Here is a 19,437-nt window from a genome sequence, read left to right on the forward strand (position 1 = left end):
GCACCGGCACCGCCACCTCGGCCGCGATCACACCACCGGCCAGCACACCTGCCGGAGCCCGGGCGGCCAGCCACCCGGGCGCCAGTCGACCGGTGGCGCCCACGAACCCGGCGTAGGGTTCACGTCCGCGCACCTTGCCCACGACCGAGGCGATGAACACCAGCCCGACCATGCAGCGGCACCCGAGCACGACGTAATCCATCGCGGCCTCTCTCCGCGGCCGGCACGAGGGGCTCAGGACCACACGCCCCGGCCACCGGTGGTCACTACGAACAGGGGTTGGAGTAAGAGCACCGGTACCAGCAGGGCGCGGTGCTGGGCCACGGATCGCAGCACTTCCACGTGTCGCGGGTGCGGTCGCATACCCCGACCCAGCTGCAGATGCATTGCGCGGACGCGTCCGCGTGGGGGACCACCCGGCTGAGCAGGCGGTCGCCGAGCTTCTCGATCTTCGTGAGCATCGCTCTTCAGCCTCTTCCGATGACTTCGGCGTTCGGGCCCGGAACGGGGCGTCGGGCTTGCACCGTGATCCCGTCCATCGGCTCCCCGCCACGCGGCACGGTTCCGATCGGTCCTCATCAGACCACCGGGCGCCTTCAGATCGGCTTCATGCCTGCTTCACGCGGAAACGACCGACCGGCGCACGTCAGGTGTAGACGGCGTCGTGGAAGGCGATTTCGGCCCCCAGCATTCCCGCGAACCAGCGGGTGAGCAGCTCGTCGGGGACGCCGGCGGGAAGGGCGTCCACCTCGTGAGCGAGTGCGTCCACCCCGTCGCGGAACGGCTTGGCCGTGTGCATGGCCACCCAGTCGGCGACCGGGCCCGGCGGGACGCGGCCCTCCCGGAACGCGCGGGTGCACCAGGTGAGGTAGAGGCTCTCCGCCGCGAAGAGCACGGTCATCACCGCCGGATACCCGCCCTCGCGGGCGCTCGCGAGGGCGAACTGCGAGAGGATCGCCGCCCGCCGCGCCGCGTCCGGGCGCGCCTGGACGGGCCAGGCGGCCTGCGCGGCACCGAAGTAGGCGGTCTGCTCGGTCGTCAGCGCGTGGACGGCCCGGGCGTTGCGCTCCATCGCGAGCCGGCCGGGCGCGTCCCACACCGCGAGGCCGTGCAGCCGTGCCGCGGTCTCGACGAAGGACGCCTCGATCGCCAGGTAGTCGGCGTACGCCTGGTCGCCGACGACGCCCGTGCGGACCTCCTCGGCGAACCGCATGGCGACCGCCCGCTCCATCGGCTCCGCGCACGCCTCCAGCAGCCGGCGCGAACGGCTCATCGCGCCAGCCACTCGACGAGCCCGCCGAACACCCGGGCGTAGCCGTCCCATTCCTCGCAGAACGGCGTGGGCGCCCAGTGCGGCGAGCAGTCGGAGGTGAACACGGCCGAGCGCCCCGACCCGTACGGCGCGACGGCGACCAGGGGGTCGGAGCCGAGGGTGGCCAGGACCTCGGTGCCGGGCCTCGGCAGGACGCGATTGTACCCGAGCAGCGGCGGCCATTCGCCGGTCACGCCGCCGAGGGCGGGGTGGTCCGCGGCGGTGACCGCCGCGCACGCTCCCGCGGGAAGCTCGACGCGGTCGTCCTCGGGAAGCAGCTCGACGGGCAGCACCTCGTGCAGGACGGTGTTGCGGAAGGCGGCCTTGGCCTCGAAGCCGGTGAACGACAGGTAGCCGCCGACCATCAGGAGGCCGCCGCCGTCCCCCACCCAGCCGCGGAGCGCGCCGAGCCGGTCCGCGCCCGGCACCGCACGCTCGAAGACCTCGGGGGCGAGTTGCAGGGAGTTCGCGCCGATGTCGGAGAGCACGACCACGTCGTAGGCGGCGAGGGCGTCCGCGTCCGCCGGGAACTGCGCGGGGACGAGGTGCGCGGGCAGGTGCCTCACCTGGTGGCCCCGGCTCTCCAGGGCCCGCCGCAGCGGCTCGACGCCGACGACGTAGGAGCTGGTGGTGAACGAGTCCACCCCCTTGATGTGGGTTGACTGGGTGACCCAGCTCTCGCCTGCGATCAGGACGCGGCTCACTTGTGAATCCTTTCCTTTCGTGTCTTCAGGCCGCAGCGGCCTCGAACAGCCGGGCGGGGTTGGCCCGGAGGAGACCCTGCGCCACGTCCGCGGCGACGCCGAGGCCGGCCAGCCGCCGGGCGAACAGCTCCGGCACGTACCGGAACCCGTTGCCTCCGTACGCGGTGAGCATGCTCTTGAGGAACACGTCGTGGCTGAGCAGCAGGCGCCCGGCGTGCCCGCGTCCGATGAGCCCGGCGATCGCGCGCGCCGTCTCGTGCGGGGCGGGCGACTGGCCCTCGCCCGGGTAGCTGAACGGCATCCCGATCATGTCGAACTCCAGCCAGACGCCGCGCTCGGCGACGCCGTCCTGGTAGGCCGGGTCGCCGTGGGACGGGTCCATGTGGCACAGCACGACGGCGCCGGGCGGGACGCCGTACTCCCCCAGGACGATGTCGAGCACTTCGTGCGCGCGGCGCTGCCAGCCCGGCAGGTGCACGTACAGCGGGACGCCGGTCTCGCGCTGCGCCCGCGCGGCGGCGCGCAGCGCGGTGTGCTCGCCCGGGGTGAAGTCCGGTGAGACTCCGATCTCCCCGATCACGCCGGGCCGGACGCCGGTGCCGTCGGCGCCGTCGGCGAACTCGGCGGCCAGTCCGGCGGCCAGGGTCCGCTCGTCCGTCCGGGACAGGTGCGCCGGGTGGTAGCGCTCCAGGTACCAGCCCGACCCCATCACGATCCGCAGCCCGCTGCGCTCGGCGAGCGAGCGCAGCGCGAGCGGGTCGCGTCCGATGCCGGCGGGGGTGACGTCGACGACGGTGCCGCCGCCGGCCTCGGCGAACGCGCGCAGGTCGGCGAGCATCGCCGCGTCGTCGTCCAGCCGGCAGTGGTCGAGGCAGGCGTACGGGTGCTCGCGCAGCAGCCAGGCCAGGCCGGGCTCGGTGCGGGCGTCGCGCAGGAAGGCCAGGGACGGGTCGTCCGTTGCCGTGACCGCCGCACTGACGTCGTTGCGCAGGTGCTCGTGGGTGAGGGTGAGCCCGAGCCCGGCGCTGGAGACCGGGCCGGTCACCGTCGTCACCGTGACCGCTCCCCCGCCGTCCGGCCAGGTCCCGCCGTCTGGCCGGGTCCCGCCGTCTGGCCGGATCCCGCCGTCCGCCGTCATGTTCTGCGGACCAGGTGGGCGGCCAGGTCGCTCAGGGACCGGCCGCGCAGGTTGACCCAGATCGCGGCCAGCAGGACCAGGCCGGTGACGATCGGGGTGAGGAACGGGCTGACGTCGAGCAGCGTCAGCCCGTTGGCGATCACACCGGTGATCACCGCGCCGATGACGGTGCCGGTCATCGTGCCCCGGCCGCCGAACAGGTCGGTGCCGCCGAGCACCACCGCGGCGATCACGGTGAGCTCGAAGCCCTGCCCCGAGTTGGCCGATCCCGAGCCCAGCCGCGCCGCGGTGAGCAGGCCCGCCACGCCGGCCGCCAGCCCGGCCAGCATCAGCGTGATCATCTTGATCCGGTCGGTGTTCACCCCGGCCCGGCGCACCGACTCCTCCTGCGAGCCGATGCCGTTGACGTAGCCGCCGAACCGCGTCCTGGCCAGCAGCACCGCGCCGAGCACCACGGCGGCCAGCGCGATCCAGGCCAGCGCCGAGAAGCCGAGGAACTTCGCCTCGCCGATCTTCGCGACGTACAGCCGCCGGTCGATCGGGACCGAGAAGCCCTGGGTCCACAGCTGCGCCAGCCCCCGGATCACCGACATCATCGCCAGCGTGACGATGAACGGCGGGATCTTCTGGTAGGCCGCCAGCCAGCCGTTCACCGCGCCCCAGAACAGCCCGGCGAGCAGCGCCGCGATGATCACCAGGGACGAGTCCCAGCCGGCCTTCAGCATCTCAGCGGTGCCGACCGCGACGAAGGCGACCGTCGAGCCGACCGACAGGTCGATCTGCCCGGTGGTGATCACGAACGTCATGGCCACCGCGACGATCAGGGTGATCGCGACCTGGGTGGCGAGGTTGGAGATGTTGCCGAAGCTCAGGAAGTTGTCCGCGCCGATCCCGAACCCGGCGAACAGCAGGACGGTGACGGCGGCCATGGCCAGCGTCGCCTTGTTGGCGCGTTCCCACCAGCCGGGCGTCTCGGCCAGGACGGTGGGTGCGGACGCGGTCGGGGCGCTCATGCTCAGGCCACCTCCTCTGCGGTGCCGGACCGGGTGATCATGGCGACGAGCCGTTCGATGTCCAGGGCGGACACCGGCTCGTCCTCGACGCTGCGGCCCTCGTACATGACGGTGATGCGGTCGCAGACCTCGAACAGGTCCTGGAGCCGGTGGGTGATCAGGATGACCCCGACGCCGCGCGCGGCCACGTCCCGGATCATGGCCAGCACCTGGCGGACCTCCGCGACGGCGAGGGCCGCGGTCGGCTCGTCCAGGATCAGCACCCTCGGCTCGAACGACACGGCCCGCGCGATCGCGACCGCCTGCCGCTGCCCGCCGGACAGGTGGCCGATCTCCTGGTAGGTCGACTTCACGCGGACGTGCAGCTCCGACAGCGTCTCGGCGGCCTTGCGGTGCATCGTCCGGCGGTCCACGAACGGGCCCCTGCGCGGTTCGCGGCCGAGGAACAGGTTGCTCGCGACGTCGAGGGTGTCGCACAGCGCCAGGTCCTGGTAGACGATGCCGATCCGCTCCCGGCGGGCGTCGGCCGGGCTCGCGAACCGGACGTCGCGGCCGTCGAGCGTGATCTGGCCGGAGTCGTGCTGCACCGCCCCCGCCAGCACCTTCATCAGCGTCGACTTCCCGGCGCCGTTGTCGCCCACGAGGCCGAGCACCTCGCCGGGCGCCAGCGTCAGGTCCACGCCGCGCAGCGACTGCACCGCGCCGAACGACTTGGTGATGCCGCGCAGCGTGACCAGTGGTCGATCGCCCATCACTTCTCCAGGTAGTACAGGTAGTCCTTGACGTTGGCCGGGGTCACGATCTGGGTCGGGACGGGCACGTCCTTCGGCGCCGTCCGCTTGCAGGCCAGGTCGATCGCGGCGTTCATCGCCTCGTAGCCGAACCGGAAGGTGTCCTGCTGGACGACGCCGGTGATCCAGCCGTCCCGCAGCCCGTCCGCCGCCTGCTTGGACAGGTCCCAGCCGACGACCTTCAGGTCCTCGGTGCGCTGCTGCCCGACCACCGCGGCCGACAGGCCGATCAGAGCTGGCTCGCCGGTGGCGTAGGCGTAGGGCAGGCCGGGGTTGCCGGTGAGCAGGTTCTCGGCGGCGGTCTGGGCGTTCTCCTGGATGTTGCGGCCGTCCACGACGGTCTTGATCTTCATGCCGCCCGCGGTGACCGCGTCGGTGAAGCCCTTCTGCCGCTCGTTCTGGACCGTGCTGTTCAGCGCGCCGACCACGCCGATCTCGCCCTTGCCGCCCGACGACTTCACCAGCGCCTGCCCGAGCTGCTTGCCGCCCTCGGCGTTGGCGGTGCCGACCTGGGTGGCGACCGCGGGGTCGTCGACGGTGGCGTCCACCGCGACGACCGGGACACCGGCCGCCTGGGCGCGCCGGACCGCGGGCTTGATGCCCTCGGTGTCCACCGCGTCCACGATGATCGCGTCGTAGTCGCCGGCCACCATGTTGTCGAGCGCGTTGGCCTGGGTGGTGGAGTCGTCGTCGCCGTCGACGATCTGCGCCTGGGCGCCCGCCTTGCGGGCCACGGTCTGCGCGCCGGCGTTGATCTGGTTGAAGAACAGCGCCTGCAGGTTGATCGGCACGATCCCGATCTTGGGCGTGCGGCCCTGCACCTTGCACGCCTGCGCCACCCGCGCGGGCGGCGGCGGGCCCTGCTCGGTCGCCTTCTTCTCGGCCGCGATGTCGCGCCGGGCCTGCACGTCGCAGCCGACGGTCGTGAGCAGCAGGACGGCCGCGGCCGCGGCCGTCACCCTTCGTCGCATGTCAACTCCTCTCCGCGGGACCGGGCGAGCCCCGAAGCGGCCTCCGGGGCCGGTTCTGCCGGGGCCGGTTCTGTTGGGTTCGCTTCGATGTAGGCGAGGACGGCCTCCCGGCGGGGCAGGCCGTCCCGGGCGCCGGGCCGGGTGCACGACAGGCCCGCCGCGACGGCGGCGACCCGGGCCGCCGCCGGCGGGGACGCGCCCCGGTCCAGCTCCGCGCAGTAGGCGCCGGCGAAGCAGTCGCCCGCGCCCGTGACGTCCACGGCGGTCACCTCGATCGCCCGGCCGCCGTGCCGGGCGCCGTCCGGCGTGAACAGCGTCCAGCCGCGGGCACCGTCCGTGACCACCAGGTTTACCCGATGAGCGGTCGCCGCCGCGGCGAACGCGGCGGCGCCCCCGCCCAGGAAGGCCGCGGCCTGGGCCCGGCCGACGACCGCGTGGCCGGCGGCGTCCAGGGCGGCGCGCATGGCCTGCGGGCCGTCGCAGCCGTCCAGGTCGACCACGAGCGCGGGCCCGCCGGGACCGCCCAGCACGGCCGCGGCCGCGGGGAACCGGTAGCCGTCGAGGTAGAGCCAGTCGGCCCCCGCGGCGCGGGCGCGGCGGGCGACGTCCGCGACGTGGCCGGTGGTGACCTGGTCGTCCTGGCTGATGATCGAGCGCTCGCCGTCCGGGGTCAGCAGGACGACGGCCGTGGTGAGGGTGCCCGTGCGGGACGCCCAGTCCGTCCGGACGCCGTCGGCGGCGAGGGTCCGCAGGAACTCCGTGCTCAGCGGATCGGAGCCGACCACGCCGGCGAACCGGGCGTCGGCGCCCATCCGGGCCGCCGCCGCCGCCGCGTTGGCCGCCATCCCGCCGTCGCCGCGGCGTACGCCGGTCGCCTGGACCCGCGCCGCGGGGCCCGGCAGCACCGGAACGGCGACCGTGAGGTCGGCGTTCGCGTACCCGCAGAAGACGATCACGGCAGGACCACGCCCGCCCCGGCCGCGGCGGCGGTCAGCTCGCGCACCTTCGCCGCGTCGACGCGGCCCCACCACCGGCCGTTCTCCTTGACCGAGGACGCGACGATCACTCCGTCGCACGCGGAGATCAGCTCCCCGACGTTGCCCGCGGTGATCCCGGATCCGATCACCACCGGCAGCGCGGTGTGCGCGGCGATGCCCTCGACCTCGTCCAGGGCCGCGGCGTCCCCGGTGCGCGAGCCGGTGGCGATCAGCACGTCGGCGCCGAAGAACTCGGCGTCCTCGGTCTGCTCGGCCAGGGTGCGGTCGGCGACGATGGCGTGCGCGCCGTGCTTGACGTGGACGTCGGCGAAGACCTTCACCGGGCCGGCGCCGATCCGGCTGCGGTAGCGGGCGGCGTGCGCCGCCTGGCCCTCGATGATCCCCTCGTTCGCGACATAGGCGTTGGCCCACTGGTTGACCCGGACGAAGCCGGCGCCGCCCGACCAGGCCGAGGCGATCGAGCACTCGGCGGCGTTGGACAGGACGCTGACGCCGAGCCGTCCGCCGGTGGCGTGCCGGACCCGGTCAGTCACCACGGCCATGGCCGCCGCGGTCTCGTACCCGTGCTCGCCCGGCTTGAGGAACGGGATGTCCCAGTGGTTCTCCACGATGAGGCCGTGGCAGCCGCCTTCCAGGTAGGCCCGTGCCTCCTGGACCGCGAACGCGCAGATCTCGTCCAGCGGGACGCCCTCGTAGTGCGGGCTGCCCGGCAGCGGCGGCAGGTGCACGACGCCGATGACGACCTTCGGGGCGCCGAACAGCTCCACCAGCGCGTTCGGCCGTGCGGGGAACACCCCCGGTGCCCGATCGCTCCCGGCCGGCTCCGCCATGTCGCCTCCATGTAATCGATTGCAGTGCGGTTTGGTGAACCGTAGATACCGAACCCCCAGGCCGTCAAGGGGCTATGCTTCGGGCATCGCATCCTCTGACCGCGGACAACCGGGGTCGGATCGGTTCAGAGAGGTAAACGATTGCAGCGGCCCACGATCGCCCAGGTCGCCCAGCGGGCGGGGGTCTCCACCGCGACGGTCTCGCGCGTGCTGTCGGGCCGCGGCCCGGTGTCGGCAGGGGTCCAGCGCAAGGTGCGGCGTGCCGCCGAGGAGCTCGGCTACCAGGTCGACCCCATCGCCCGCGCGCTGCGCAACGGCCGCACCGACACCGTCGGCATGGTCGTGCCGAGCATCTCCAACCCGTTCTTCACCTCGCTGGTGGAGAGCGTCGAGCACGCGCTCGGCCGCGAGGGCAAGGAGCTGTTCCTGTGCGACGCCCGGTCCGACCCGGAGATCGAGGCCCGGCGCCTCGCCACGCTCGTGGCGCGCAACGTCGACGGAATCATCGTCAGCCCCTGCCACGGCACCGAGAGCGGCCCGGCCGTCCAGGCCACGGCCGACCGGCTGCCGCTCGTCCAGCTCGACCGGTTCGTCGGCGGCACCAGCACCGACTGGGTCGGGGTGGACGACATCGCCGCGATGCGCCAGGTCATGGACCATCTGCGGGAGGGCGGAGCCCGCTCGGCCGCCTTCGTCGGCTCGCTGCTCACCAACTCCTCGACCGAGCAGCGCTTCGCCGGCTTCCGGCGCCGCGCCGAGGATCTCGGGATGGGCGTGGACCCGGACCACGTGCTCCTCGGCGACTACAGCGTGGTCTGGGGCGAGACCGCCACCGCGCGCCTGCTCGCCGCGGGCGACCCGCCCGACGCGATCGTCTGCGCCGACGACCTGATCGCCCTCGGAGTGACCCGCGCCTGCCGGGCGCACGGCGTCGACGTCCCCGGGACGGTCCAGGTCACCGGGTACGACAACATCGACTTCGCGCGGCTCGGCGAGCCCGCGCTGACGACCGTGGACCAGCCGCGCGAGCGGATCGCGGCCGAGGCGGTACGGCTGCTGGCCGCCGCCGCGGCGGCCAGGGACAGTGCGGCAGGCGGGCGCGGCCCGTCCGCCCACGTCGCGCTCCTGCCGACCCTGGTCGTCCGCGAGAGCACGCGGGCAGCGGCCCCGGCATCCCGATCGTGAGCGGTCGGCGGGGGCTGGTGATCGGCGAGCGGGTTCGAGCGGAAGGACGGAGATGAGCGAGGTACCCGAGGCACTGGAGCTGGCGCGGCGGCTGGTGCGGCTGGACACCCGGGCCGGCGGCGAACGCGCGGCGGCCGACCTCGTCGCCGGAGTCTTGGACGACGCGGGCTTCGACGTCGCGCTGCAAGAACCGGTGCCGGGCAGGGCCAACGTGATCGCCCGGACGGGCCCGGACGCCTCCCGGGTGCCGGTGACGTTCACCGGGCACCTGGACACCGTGCTCGCCGATCCGTCCGGCTGGTCGTTCGACCCGCTGAGCGGCGAGGTGCGCGGCGGGCGGCTGCTGGGCCGCGGCAGCAGCGACATGAAGGCCGGGGTCGCCTGCCAGATCGAGGCGGCGGTTCGGGCGTCGCGCGACGGCGGGTGCCCCGTCCAGCTCGTGTTCACCTTCGGTGAGGAGACCGGCTGCGACGGCGCCGCCCGCGTCGACGCGCCGGCCCCGTCCGACCTGCTCGTCGTGGCCGAGCCGACCGGCAACCGGACGGTCCTCGGGCACAAGGGCACGCTGTGGCTGCGGGCGACCGCCCGCGGTGTCTCCGCGCACGGCTCCCGCCCGGAGCTGGGCCGCAACGCCCTCGTGGCGCTCGCCGCCGCGGCGACGCGGGTCCACGGCCACCAGGGCTGGCCCGTCAGCCCGACGCACGGGCCGGCGACGGTGAACGTCGGCACCTTCCACGCCGGGGTGCAGCCGAACCTGGTTCCCGACCACGCCGAGATGCGCATCGACGTCCGCACGGTCCCGGAGTTCGGCTCCGCCGAGGCCGTCGCCAGGATCACCGAACTGTGCGGTCCGGAGATCGGGATCGAGCGGCTGGTGGACCTGCCCGGCGTCGCGACCGACCCCGCCGCGCCGGGCATGGCGGACGTCCTGGAGACGCTGGAGCCGGGTTCGTCCGCCCGGCCCCCGCAGTACGCCACGTACTTCACCGACGCCTCGGTGCTGGCAGCGAAACTCGGCGAGCCCGCCACGGTCGTCTTCGGCCCCGGCGACCCGGAACAGGCCCACGTCACCGACGAGACCTGCTCCGTGGCCAACATCGAATCGGCGACGAAAGCCTTCTACACCCTTCTCCGCCGCCTGACCGCAGCCGCCGGGCAGCGCGGGGACTGAGCACGCCGACCGCCTGGGGATGGCGGCCGCCTCCTGCGATGGGGAGAATCGGACGCCTGCCGTGTGCCCGCAGCGCCGAGGAGAGATCCCGTGAAGTCGTCCGTCCCGTATGTGCTGCCCGAGACCCGGGAGCGGGTCATCGAACTGCTCTCGCGGGGCCAGAACATCCCCGCCATCAAGCTGGTCCGGGAGGCTTCCGGGGCCGGCCTCAAGGAGGCGAAAGAGTATGCGGACGGCCTCAAAGGGGAGGCGCTCGGCCGAGTCGTGGCACCCGAGGTGCAGGCCAAGGCACGGGCTCTGGTCGCCGAGGGCAGGTGGAAGGACGCGGCGAAGCTGGTCCGCAAGCACTCCGGCCTCAAGCTGAAGTCGGCCAAAGACTACGTCGACGCCGTCCGGGAGGGACGGGTGCCCGCGCAGCCGGGTGAAGTGCGCGGCGCGCTGGCGGACCGGGTCCGGGCGTTCAAGGCGTCCGGCGACCACGAGTCCGCGATCGCGCTGGTATGCGCCGAGACGGGGATGCAATGGGACGAGGCGCAGCACTTCGTCGCCGCCCTCCAATAGGCGACGTCCGTGCATCCGGCCCGACACGGGTGTCAGTTCGCCGATACCGAGAAGCTGTTGGTGCGGAAGTCCATCCCGCCGCTGGACGAGGTGATCTCGTAACCGAACTGGACATCGCCGAGTGTGACGTCACCGAACCAGTTCATGGAGCGGAGCCAGTTCAGAATCGCCTTGATGTCCACGGTCCCGGAATTGGCGTTGCCCTGCCGTACGAAGGAGAACACCTGGTTCGATCCGTTGGACCCCCGGTAGACGTCCCAGCTGTGGCCGCCCACCGACGCGCTCGTCTGGCGCGTCCCGATCGGCCCCACCGGACCGTACTGGTTCATCCACAGCATGATCTCGTAGGCGTGACCGTCGCACCAGATGTCGTAGGCGGTCGTGTAAGCGCCGCCATTGGGCACGGTGACGTTGAAACTGCTGGTCGCGCTGCCGAGAGCACTGATCCGCCGGTTCACGTTCCTGGTGGCGTTGGGATAGGACTTGACGCCCCCGGTGTTGGGATGGTCGGCCCAGACTCCCCAGTCGCTGAACGAGTTGGCCCAGATCGTCTGGGGACCGGCACCGCCGCCCCAGATGTTGTTGTAAAGCGTGTAACCCCCGTTGGTCCACGTGCCCCACTGGTCCGAAGAGGACCAGACGGCGGCCCTGGCCGGCTGGGCGATCAGTCCGACGAGCATGACGAACACCGACATCGGCACGAACAGCCGAAACACCCTGAACATGGCGCTCCCTAGGGTTGGCGGAATGTCGAATCGAAGCGCTTCGAAACAAACGTAGGTCCATTGCCGACCGAAAGAAACCTCAGCCACAAAGCGATCTGTACCGCCGCAGGTGAGTGGGCCGGACCGCCATGAAAGTTTCACAGCGCCGGAGGGCGGGCTCATCGCCGGCCACCAATCGCCGTCGCTGATCGTGATGAACCGGGCCCCCGCGCGGGCCCGGGAGTATCCGCGGTGGCGCCGGATACCTCCCGCACCGTAGTCCGTGTGCCTCCTTCGAGCGGATGTCCCGCGAAGACCTCGCGCTCAGACTGGGCATCCAACCGAAGGGAGAAGACCGTGATAACCCACTACGACACCCGCCCTGGAACACACCGGCCGTTGTGGCCGACGGACATGCCCACGTGGCTGATGCTGACGCTCGTCGCCATCGCGCTGCCGCGCACCATCCTCGCCGACTTGGACGTCGTCCAGCCGGAAAGCGGTTTGCTCTACTACTTCCTCGCGCTGACCCCTTTCGTGGTCTGGCTGGGGGTGGCGGTCCTCCGCGCGACCAGGAAGCCGATCACTGATTTCCTGGTTCTCGGTGCGCTGTACGGGCTCTCGCTGGCCGTCGTCCACCAGGTGCTCTGGGACGCGGGCGCGGGCCTCGGTCACGAGCCGTCGGCGGGCGCGGTGAGTTTCGCCGACGACTTCGGCTCGGGATTCCACGAACTCGCCCTCCGCGGCTACACCATCATGATCGCGATGATGATCGGCGTGGGCTCGGGGCTGGTCGCCGCCATCGTCGCGTTCGCGGCCAAACCGGTCCGCACCGCCAGGCATCGGTGACTCTCCTTCGGTGTGGCGGGTAGAGGCCGCCCATGCCCGAACTTCCGGATGTCGAAGCGTTCCGGCGGGGCGGCTCAAGCCGGCGCTGACCGATCAGTCGCTGCTCGCCGGGCTCGGCAGCCACTGTCAGGGTCAAGTCTTTTACTAAGGCGTGGAGAAAGCGCCCGCCAAGTCATTGACACGCCTCCCATTGCAAGGTTTCCTTCCAGTGACCGCCGCGGGAATGTCCGGGCAGCGTCCGGCAGCGGTCCGGATCATCCGGCTGCATGCGGCCCCCATCGGGCCCCGGCAAGGAGACCCCAATGCCCACAGCAGGAAGCCCCCCACCTGCACCGAGCGCCGTCGCTCCCCACCGGCGCCGCACCGTACTGGCGGCCGGCGCGCTGGCGCTGGCGGTCGCCGCGGCGGTGTCCGCGGCGCCGTCCGCGCACGCCGCGGGCGAGACCGTGAACATCTACCTCACCACGACGTCCGACTCCGGCGGCCGGGTCGTGACGCGCGGGCTGGAGCGGCAGGCGCCGGTCGAGTTCGCCGCGAGCAGTCCCGGCGCCACGCACACGATCGCGGTCGACGACGGCGTGCGGTACCAGCGGTTCGTCGGCGGCGGCGCGTCGATCACCGACACGACCGCGTACCTGTTCCGGGGCGGGGCCATCAGCGCCGGGACGCGCGACGAGGTGATGCGCCGGCTGTTCGACCCCGCCGACGGGATCGGCCTGTCGTTCGTGCGGAACCCGATCGGGGCCTCGGACCTGTCCCGTCCGGGCAACGTGTCACTGGACGACACCTGCTGCGACCTGAACGACTTCGGCGCCAAGGGCTACGACACGGACGTGCGGCTGCTGACGCAGCAGGCCAAGCGGCTCAATCCGCAGCTGAGCGTCATGGGCGTGCCGTGGAGCGCGCCCGGGTGGATGAAGGACAACGGCCGGATGGACCAGATGGGCTGGCTGAAGTGGGAGTACTACCCCACGTACGCGCAGTACCTGGTCAAGTACGTCCAGTCGTATCAGGCGGCCGGGGTACCCGTGGACTACATCTCGGTGCAGAACGAGCCGAACTGCTGCCAGTCGGGCAACCCCACCGCCATGAACTATCCCGGCATGTCGTGGAATCCGTCCGGGCTGGTGGAGTTCACCAAGAACCACGTGTACCCGGCGTTCCGGGCGGCGGGCATCGGCACCAAGGTCATCCACTTCGACTGGAACTACGGGGACTACGGGAGCTTCGGGTCGCAGATCGTGGCCGACGCCGCGCTCCGGAACGATCCGCTGTCGGCCGGGATCGGGTGGCACGACTACGCGGGCAGCCCGTCGGTGGGCAGCCAGACACACGAGCAGTACCCGGCCATGACGCAGTTCGCCACCGAGCATTCGGGCGGGACGTGGGTCTCCAACCAGCACAACGAGGACATGGGCGACATCATCGAGCACGCCCGCAACTGGTCCGGCTCGGAAGTGAAATGGAGCCTGGCGCTCAACCAGCACATGGGCCCGCACAACGGCGGCTGCGGGACGTGCACCGGGTTCGTCACCGTCCAGGAGGGCGGCGACCGCGCAGGCCAGGTCGACTACACCATCGAGTACTACACGATGGGGCACCTCACCAAGTTCGTGAAACCGGGCGCGTACCGGATCACCTCCACCGCGAACTCCACCGTGCAGAACGTCGCCTACGTCAACCCTGACGGCTCCAAGGCCCTGATCGCGCACAACGGCGGCACCAGTGCCCAGTCGGTCCGTGTGGTGTGGGGCGGGCAGTCCTTCACCTACAACCTGCCCGCCCGCACCACGGCGACGTTCACCTGGTCGGGAACGCAGAACGTCCCCGCATAGCCGGTCGCGCGTCCCGGGGAGCCGGCACTGCCCGGCCGGCTCCCCGGGCCCGGTGAAACCGGTGAAAGGGTCCTTCTGCCCCCGGACGCGACCAGCCCATAGTGGGCTTCTTCGCTGCCGCGTCGAGGAGTGGTGGTCCCGTGAGAACTCTGCGCGTGCTCGTGGCCGCACTGGTCGCCGTCATCACCGTGTGGGCGGCCCCGCCGGCGTCGGCGGCGGCGCTGACCGAGGTCACCGACTTCGGGACCAACCCGAGCGGGCTCCGGATGCACTTGTACGTGCCCGACCGGGTGCAGAGCAGGCCGCCGGTGCTGCTGGCGGTGCACTACTGCACGGGGTCGGGGCCGGCCATGTACTCGGGCACCGAGTTCGCCCAGCTGGCGGACCGGTACGGGTTCATCGTGATCTACCCGTCGGCGACGCGCAGCGGCAACTGCTTCGACGTGTCCTCGGCGCAGGCGCTCAGGCGGGACGGCGGCAGCGACCCGGTCGGGCTGATGTCGATGGTCCGGTACGTCCTGCAGCGGTACAACGGCGATGCGTCCCAGGTGTTCGTCACGGGCATCTCGTCCGGCGCGATGATGACGAACGTGATGCTGGCCAACTATCCGGACGTCTTCGCGGCTGGCGCGGTGTTCGCCGGCGTCCCGGACGGGTGCTTCGCCACGGCGGACGGCTCCGGATGGAACAGCGCCTGCGCGAACGGCACCGTCCTGAAGACGCCGCAGGAGTGGGGCGACATCGCCCGTTCCGCCGACCCCGGCTATTCGGGACCCCGGCCGCGCGTCCAGCTATGGCACGGCACCGCCGATGACACGCTGCGCTATCCCAACTTCGGCGAGGAGATCGACCAGTGGACGAACGTCCACGGGCTGTCCACGACACCGACCTCCACCGACTACCCGCAGCAGAACTGGACCCGCACCCGGTACGGCGACAAGGTCGAGGCGTATTCGCTCCAGGGCGCGCCGCACAACCTCATGGCGTCCGGCATGGCGCTGCGCACGATCCAGTTCTTCGGGCTCGACCAGGGCGACACGACGACCCCGCCCGGCGACGACTCGGGCTGCAGCGTCACCTACACGGTCAACGCCTGGAACACGGGCCTGACCGCGAGCATCACCATCGCCAACACCGGCGCGGCCCCCATCAGCGGCTGGACGCTCGGCTTCTCCCTCCCCGCCGGGCAGACGATCACGTCCGGCTGGGGCGCGGAGTACCAGCCCAAGAGCGGGGCCGTCACCGCGACGAACGTGTCCTACAACGGCGCCATCCCGGTGGGCGGCTCCGTCGGCATCGGCCTGCAGGCCGCCCACACCGGCACGGCCGCCGCCCCGGCCACTTTCACCCTCAACGGCACGACCTGCGCCGCCGCCTGACCGGCTACTTGCCGCGGAGGACCCTCGGCAGGGCGGTGGCGGCGCGGCCGAGTCTGAAGCTGGCCGAGTTGCGGACGGAGTCCAGTTCGTGCTGGGCGCGGGCGAGGCGGTCGTCCGCGCGGGCCAGCCGCTTCTCGGCCTCGGCGAGGCGCTTCTTCAGCTTGGCCGCGTCGTTCGGCTTGGCGGCCGCCTTGGCTTTGCCCTTGGCGCGGATGAGGGGACGGCCCGCGACCTGCTGGACCTCGTGCCAGACGTCGTCCTGGCCCTGCAGCCACTCCAGGAGCTCGTCCTGGACGGCGCCGGAGTCGCCCCAGGTGCCGTAGAGCTTCTGGGTCGTGACGCAGATCGGGCGGAGGCCGTCGACGGCCACCGCCTCCCAGACGGCGGCGGAGACGCCGGGGGTGTGCTCGGACCGGTAGTCGTCGCACACGATCACGCCGCCGGAGGGCAGCATGACGTGCGCGGCCTGGATGTCGCCGCGCACGTGCTCGTACAGGTGGGACGCGTCCACGTGCACGAAACGGGAGGTCTCGGGCTCGACGTGGTCGAGGATCAGCGACGTGGGGCCCTGGACGATCTCCGGGAGCCGCTCGTGGAAGGCGCGGTAGTTCGACTCGAACGCGCGGCGGGTCAGGGTGGCGTACGAGCCGTTCATCTCCGCCTGGTTGGAGTCGTCCGGCGCGTCGGAGTCGAACAGGTCGCAGACGGTGAAGGTCTCGCCCTCCCGCAGGTGGCGGCCCATGAGGATGGCGCTCTTGCCAAGGTAGGAGCCGAGTTCCACCAGGTCGCCGTGCTGTTCCCGGCGTTCCTGGCGCTCCAGGAACCAGGTGAAGAGCAGTTGGTCGACCTTGGGGAACCACCCCTTGACGTCGTCGAGGGAGGCGGGGGTCTCGGTGTCTTGGCTGATCATGGATGGGGCTCCAGCGTCATCGTTTCGGGAGCGGAGGACATGACGGACGGAAATTGTCATGATAGGTGAACGGAGTGTCATGGCAAGAAACGGCCGATTCCGCCCATGGGGGCGGTGTTGACACGAGGGTGAGCGGAACCGTACGGTTCGGCTGATTCACGGTTGCCCGAGGGAAATCCGGTGAGAAGCCGGTGCGGACGCGCCACTGTATCCGGGACGCAGATCCCGGGAGCCAGGTCGCTCGGGCGGCCGCGACCTCATTGTCCGGGACGCGCTAGATCCCCAACGGAGGCTCCGTGAGCACGCTGTCGGCTCGCCACATCCCCCTTCCACGCCTCATTCCCTGGCTGCTCGCGGTTCCCGCGCTGCTGCTGATCGGCTACCTCGTCCTGATGGACAACGGCGCCGTGTCGCAGACCGGCGGATACCTCCACGAGCTGATGCACGACGGGCGGCACCTGCTCGGCGTGCCCTGCCACTAGGCCGCCCCATGGTGCGCACCCTGCTGGTCAGGGGCCTTCTTCTGGGCCTGCTGGCCGGTCTCGTCGCGGGCGTTTTCGCGTTCGCTGTCGGCGAACCCCGCGTCGACGACGCGATCGCCTTGGAGAACGCCACCGCCGCAGCACATGAACACGGCCACGGCGCCGCCGCCCACGAGCATGAGCACGGTGAGGAGGAGGTGAGCCGCGGCACGCAGAAGGCCGGGCTCTTCCTCGCCACCGGGCTCTACGGGCTCGCCGTCGGCGGCGTGTTCGCGCTGGTCTTCGCGGGCCTGCGCGGACGGGTCGGGCCCCGGTCGGACGGCGGGCTCGCGCTCGCCGCCGCCGGGACGGGCTTCGCCGCGGTCATCCTCGTCCCGTTCCTGAAGTATCCGGCGAACCCGCCCGCGGTGGGCGACCCGGAGACGATCAACTCCCGGACCGTCCTGTATCTGGCGATGATCGGCGTCGGGCTGCTGTCGGCCGCCATCGCGGTGACGACGGCGCGGAGCGTGCCGGGCGGCCCGTGGGCGCGCTGGCCCGCGGCCGTGCTCGCGTTCATCGTGCCGGTGACAGTCGCGTCGCTGCTGCTCCCGGCCGTGGACGAGGTGCCGGACGGGTTCCCCGCCACGCTGCTGTGGCAGTTCCGCATCATCTCGCTCGGAACGCAGCTGGTGTTCTGGGCGTCGTTCGGCACGCTGTTCGGGTGGTTCTGCGAGCGGGCGGAGCGTCCGGCGCGGGCCCCGGTCCCGGCGTGAGCGGGCCGCCCTGAACGGGGTCCTGCTCGTCCGGCACGCGACGTCGGCGGGGATGCGGGAGGCCCGCTTCCCCGCCGACCCGGCGGCCGACCCGTCCGGCCTGGCCAAGGCCCGCGCCCTGGCCGGGGTCCTGCCGGTCGGCGAGGCGTGGACGTCCCCTGCCCGCGCCGCCCGGGAGACGTGCGCCGCGCTGGGGCTCGACGCCACGCCCGTCGCGGCGCTCGCCGAGGCCGACCACGGGTCCTGGGCGGGCCTCCCCTATGCGGAGGTCGATCCCGGCGCGCTGGACTGCTGGCTAGCGGACCCGCACGCCTCGCCGCACGGCGGCGAGAGCCGGGCCGATCACGCGGCGCGGGTCGCGGCGTGGCTCGGCGGCCGCCCGTCCGGGATCGCGGTCTGCGACGCGGGCGCCATCCGGGCCGCGGTCGGCCACGCTCTCGGTATCGGCGTCCTGGCGGCCGGACGGATCGACGTCGCGCCGCTGTCCACGACCCGACTCGCCGCCGCCCGGGACGGCTGGCGGGTCGCCCACCTCAACCGGAAGGTCCTCGTTTGAACGCGACGTACCCGTTCAGCGCCGTCGTCGGGCTGGACGACCTGAAGCTGGCGCTGCTGCTCAACGCCGTCTCGCCGCGGGTCGGGGGTGTGCTGGTGCGGGGCGAGAAGGGCACCGCGAAGTCGACGATCGTGCGGGCGCTGGCCGCGCAGCTGCCCGCCGTGGACACGGTGGCGGGCTGCCGGTTCGCCTGCGACCCGGCGGCGCCCGACCCGTCCTGCCCGGACGGCCCGCACGAGCCGGGCGGCCCCGCCGAGCGGCGCCCGTCGGCGCTGGTGGAGCTGCCGGTCGGCGCGTCGGAGGACCGGCTCGCCGGGTCGCTGGACGTCGAGCGGGCGCTGACCGAGGGCGTCAAGGCGTTCGAGCCGGGGCTGCTCGCGGCGGCGCACCGGGGCGTCCTGTACGTGGACGAGGTGAACCTGCTCCACGACCACCTGGTGGACCTGCTGCTGGACGCCGCCGCGCTCGGCACCTGCTACGTCGAGCGCGAGTCGGTGTCGGTGCGGCACGCGGCCCGGTTCCTGCTGGTCGGCACGATGAACCCCGAGGAGGGCGAACTGCGCCCGCAGCTCCTCGACCGGTTCGGCCTGACCGTGGAGGTGAAGGCGTCCCGGGAACCGAGGGAGCGGGCGGAGGTCGTCCGGCGGCGGCTGGCCTTCGACGCCGGCCCGGCCGCGTTCGCCGAGCGCTGGGCCGGTGCGGAGGCCGCGCTCGCGGAGCGCATCGCGGCCGCGCGGGAGTGGCTACACGGCGTGCGCCTCCCGGACGAGCGGCTGGAGCAGATCGCGGCCGTGTGCGCGGGTTTCGAGGTCGACGGGCTGCGCGCCGACCTGGTCACGGCCAACGCCGCGCTCGCGCACGCCGCCTGGCGGGGACGGGACGCCGTGACGACCGAGGACGTCCGCGCGGCGGCCCGCCTGTCGCTGCCGCACCGGCGCCGCCGCGCCCCCTTCGACGCCCCCGGTCTGGACGAGTCGCTGCTCGACGAGCTGCTGGACGGCGCGTCTCCCGACGACGACCCGCCCCCAGAAGGCGGCGCACGGCCGGACGACGGCCCTTCGCCGGGCGACGCCACACCACCAAATGGCGACAAACCACCAGGCGATGACACTCCGCGGGCCGACGACGATGCCGCTGGCACCCCGCCGGGTGACGGCGCGCAATCGGGTGAGAGCTTGTCGCCCGACGGCGGGCCGTCGGATGACCGCACGTCGCCCGGCGGCCGGGAGCCGTCGACGCGGGACAGCGGCGCTTCTCCGGCGGAGGAGTCCGGGGCGGGCGGTGGTGAGCGGG

At 72.3% G+C, this 19,437-nt stretch carries 21 protein-coding genes; 10 read left to right on the forward strand and 11 right to left on the reverse strand.

What is annotated here, in order from left to right; all coding sequences use genetic code 11:
• The 9 genes from E1293_RS29685 to E1293_RS29725 all read right to left on the reverse strand — a co-directional run.
• Positions 1-202 (reverse strand): DoxX family membrane protein (locus E1293_RS29685; RefSeq protein WP_132200791.1); only part of this gene is annotated, 202 nt, incomplete at its 3' end.
• Positions 203-646: 444 nt separating this feature from the next.
• A complete protein-coding gene (locus E1293_RS29690; protein WP_132200792.1) occupies positions 647-1,273 on the reverse strand; it encodes a TenA family protein in 627 nt (208 codons plus the stop codon).
• Positions 1,270-2,016: a glutamine amidotransferase gene (locus E1293_RS29695; RefSeq protein ID WP_132200793.1), complete on the reverse strand. Its 747-nt coding sequence runs from the start codon at positions 2,014-2,016 to the stop codon at positions 1,270-1,272. The genes E1293_RS29690 and E1293_RS29695 overlap by 4 nt, the downstream gene beginning before the upstream one ends.
• Before the next feature lie 25 nt (positions 2,017-2,041).
• Positions 2,042-3,070 (reverse strand): phosphotriesterase family protein, encoded by a 1,029-nt coding sequence (locus E1293_RS29700; RefSeq protein WP_243716743.1) that lies wholly within the window; start codon positions 3,068-3,070, stop codon positions 2,042-2,044.
• An 80-nt stretch (positions 3,071-3,150) separates the two neighbouring features.
• On the reverse strand, positions 3,151-4,167 hold the full coding sequence (locus E1293_RS29705) for an ABC transporter permease (protein WP_132200795.1): 1,017 nt from the start codon (positions 4,165-4,167) through the stop codon (positions 3,151-3,153).
• Positions 4,168-4,169: 2 nt separating this feature from the next.
• Complete coding sequence (locus E1293_RS29710; protein ID WP_132200796.1) at positions 4,170-4,919, reverse strand: ATP-binding cassette domain-containing protein; 750 nt, start codon at positions 4,917-4,919, stop codon at positions 4,170-4,172.
• The gene (locus tag E1293_RS29715) at positions 4,919-5,929 is read right to left on the reverse strand and encodes a substrate-binding domain-containing protein (protein ID WP_132200797.1); all 1,011 of its coding nucleotides are present in this window, start codon (positions 5,927-5,929) and stop codon (positions 4,919-4,921) included. The genes E1293_RS29710 and E1293_RS29715 overlap by 1 nt, the downstream gene beginning before the upstream one ends.
• Positions 5,914-6,885, reverse strand: coding sequence for a carbohydrate kinase family protein (locus E1293_RS29720; RefSeq protein ID WP_132200798.1), 972 nt, complete (start codon positions 6,883-6,885; stop codon positions 5,914-5,916). The genes E1293_RS29715 and E1293_RS29720 overlap by 16 nt, the downstream gene beginning before the upstream one ends.
• Positions 6,882-7,757, reverse strand: a complete 876-nt coding sequence (locus E1293_RS29725) for a BtpA/SgcQ family protein (protein ID WP_132200799.1) — start codon at positions 7,755-7,757, stop codon at positions 6,882-6,884. The genes E1293_RS29720 and E1293_RS29725 overlap by 4 nt, the downstream gene beginning before the upstream one ends.
• Before the next feature lie 141 nt (positions 7,758-7,898).
• On the opposite strand from E1293_RS29725, the gene E1293_RS29730 reads away from it, so the two are divergent.
• The 3 genes from E1293_RS29730 to E1293_RS29740 all read left to right on the forward strand — a co-directional run bounded on the left by E1293_RS29730 (position 7,899) and on the right by E1293_RS29740 (position 10,674).
• Positions 7,899-8,942 (forward strand): LacI family DNA-binding transcriptional regulator, encoded by a 1,044-nt coding sequence (locus E1293_RS29730; RefSeq protein ID WP_132200800.1) that lies wholly within the window; start codon positions 7,899-7,901, stop codon positions 8,940-8,942.
• Between the two features lie 52 nt (positions 8,943-8,994).
• Positions 8,995-10,113, forward strand: a complete 1,119-nt coding sequence (locus E1293_RS29735) for a M20 family metallopeptidase (RefSeq protein WP_132200801.1) — start codon at positions 8,995-8,997, stop codon at positions 10,111-10,113.
• A gap of 90 nt (positions 10,114-10,203) precedes the next feature.
• Complete coding sequence (locus tag E1293_RS29740; RefSeq protein WP_165978449.1) at positions 10,204-10,674, forward strand: hypothetical protein; 471 nt, start codon at positions 10,204-10,206, stop codon at positions 10,672-10,674.
• A 32-nt stretch (positions 10,675-10,706) separates the two neighbouring features.
• Here E1293_RS29740 and E1293_RS29745 read toward each other — a convergent pair whose 3' ends face one another.
• A complete protein-coding gene (locus E1293_RS29745) occupies positions 10,707-11,486 on the reverse strand; it encodes a glycoside hydrolase family 12 protein (protein WP_243716745.1) in 780 nt (259 codons plus the stop codon).
• 306 nt (positions 11,487-11,792) lie between these two features.
• Here E1293_RS29745 and E1293_RS29750 point away from each other — a divergent pair, with 306 nt between their 5' ends.
• From E1293_RS29750 to E1293_RS29760, 3 genes are all read left to right on the forward strand, one after another.
• The gene (locus E1293_RS29750; protein ID WP_132200803.1) at positions 11,793-12,227 is read left to right on the forward strand and encodes a hypothetical protein; all 435 of its coding nucleotides are present in this window, start codon (positions 11,793-11,795) and stop codon (positions 12,225-12,227) included.
• Between the two features lie 302 nt (positions 12,228-12,529).
• A complete protein-coding gene (locus tag E1293_RS29755) occupies positions 12,530-14,062 on the forward strand; it encodes a glycoside hydrolase family 30 protein (RefSeq protein WP_132200804.1) in 1,533 nt (510 codons plus the stop codon).
• Positions 14,063-14,202: 140 nt separating this feature from the next.
• Complete coding sequence (locus E1293_RS29760) at positions 14,203-15,441, forward strand: extracellular catalytic domain type 1 short-chain-length polyhydroxyalkanoate depolymerase (protein WP_207939169.1); 1,239 nt, start codon at positions 14,203-14,205, stop codon at positions 15,439-15,441.
• Positions 15,442-15,445: 4 nt separating this feature from the next.
• On the opposite strand, the gene E1293_RS29765 is transcribed toward E1293_RS29760, so the two are convergent.
• Positions 15,446-16,351, reverse strand: a complete 906-nt coding sequence (locus E1293_RS29765) for a class I SAM-dependent methyltransferase (RefSeq protein WP_132200805.1) — start codon at positions 16,349-16,351, stop codon at positions 15,446-15,448.
• A gap of 296 nt (positions 16,352-16,647) precedes the next feature.
• Between E1293_RS29765 and E1293_RS29770 the strand changes: the two genes are divergently transcribed.
• From E1293_RS29770 to E1293_RS29785, 4 genes are all read left to right on the forward strand, one after another.
• Positions 16,648-16,833, forward strand: coding sequence for a CbtB domain-containing protein (locus tag E1293_RS29770; RefSeq protein ID WP_132200806.1), 186 nt, complete (start codon positions 16,648-16,650; stop codon positions 16,831-16,833).
• A gap of 8 nt (positions 16,834-16,841) precedes the next feature.
• Positions 16,842-17,588 carry a CbtA family protein gene (locus E1293_RS29775; RefSeq protein ID WP_132200807.1) on the forward strand — a complete coding sequence of 249 codons (747 nt, stop codon included), beginning with the start codon at positions 16,842-16,844 and terminating at the stop codon, positions 17,586-17,588.
• Positions 17,589-17,610: 22 nt separating this feature from the next.
• Entirely contained in the window at positions 17,611-18,144 is a 534-nt protein-coding gene (locus E1293_RS29780) for a histidine phosphatase family protein (RefSeq protein WP_279473293.1), read from the forward strand.
• Positions 18,141-19,437, forward strand: a 1,297-nt coding sequence (locus E1293_RS29785) for an ATP-binding protein (RefSeq protein ID WP_243716747.1), incomplete at its 3' end; no start/stop codon positions are given. The genes E1293_RS29780 and E1293_RS29785, both read left to right, overlap by 4 nt.

It is taken from the genome of Actinomadura darangshiensis, from assembly GCF_004349235.1.
Lineage (GTDB): Bacteria > Actinomycetota > Actinomycetes > Streptosporangiales > Streptosporangiaceae > Spirillospora > Spirillospora darangshiensis.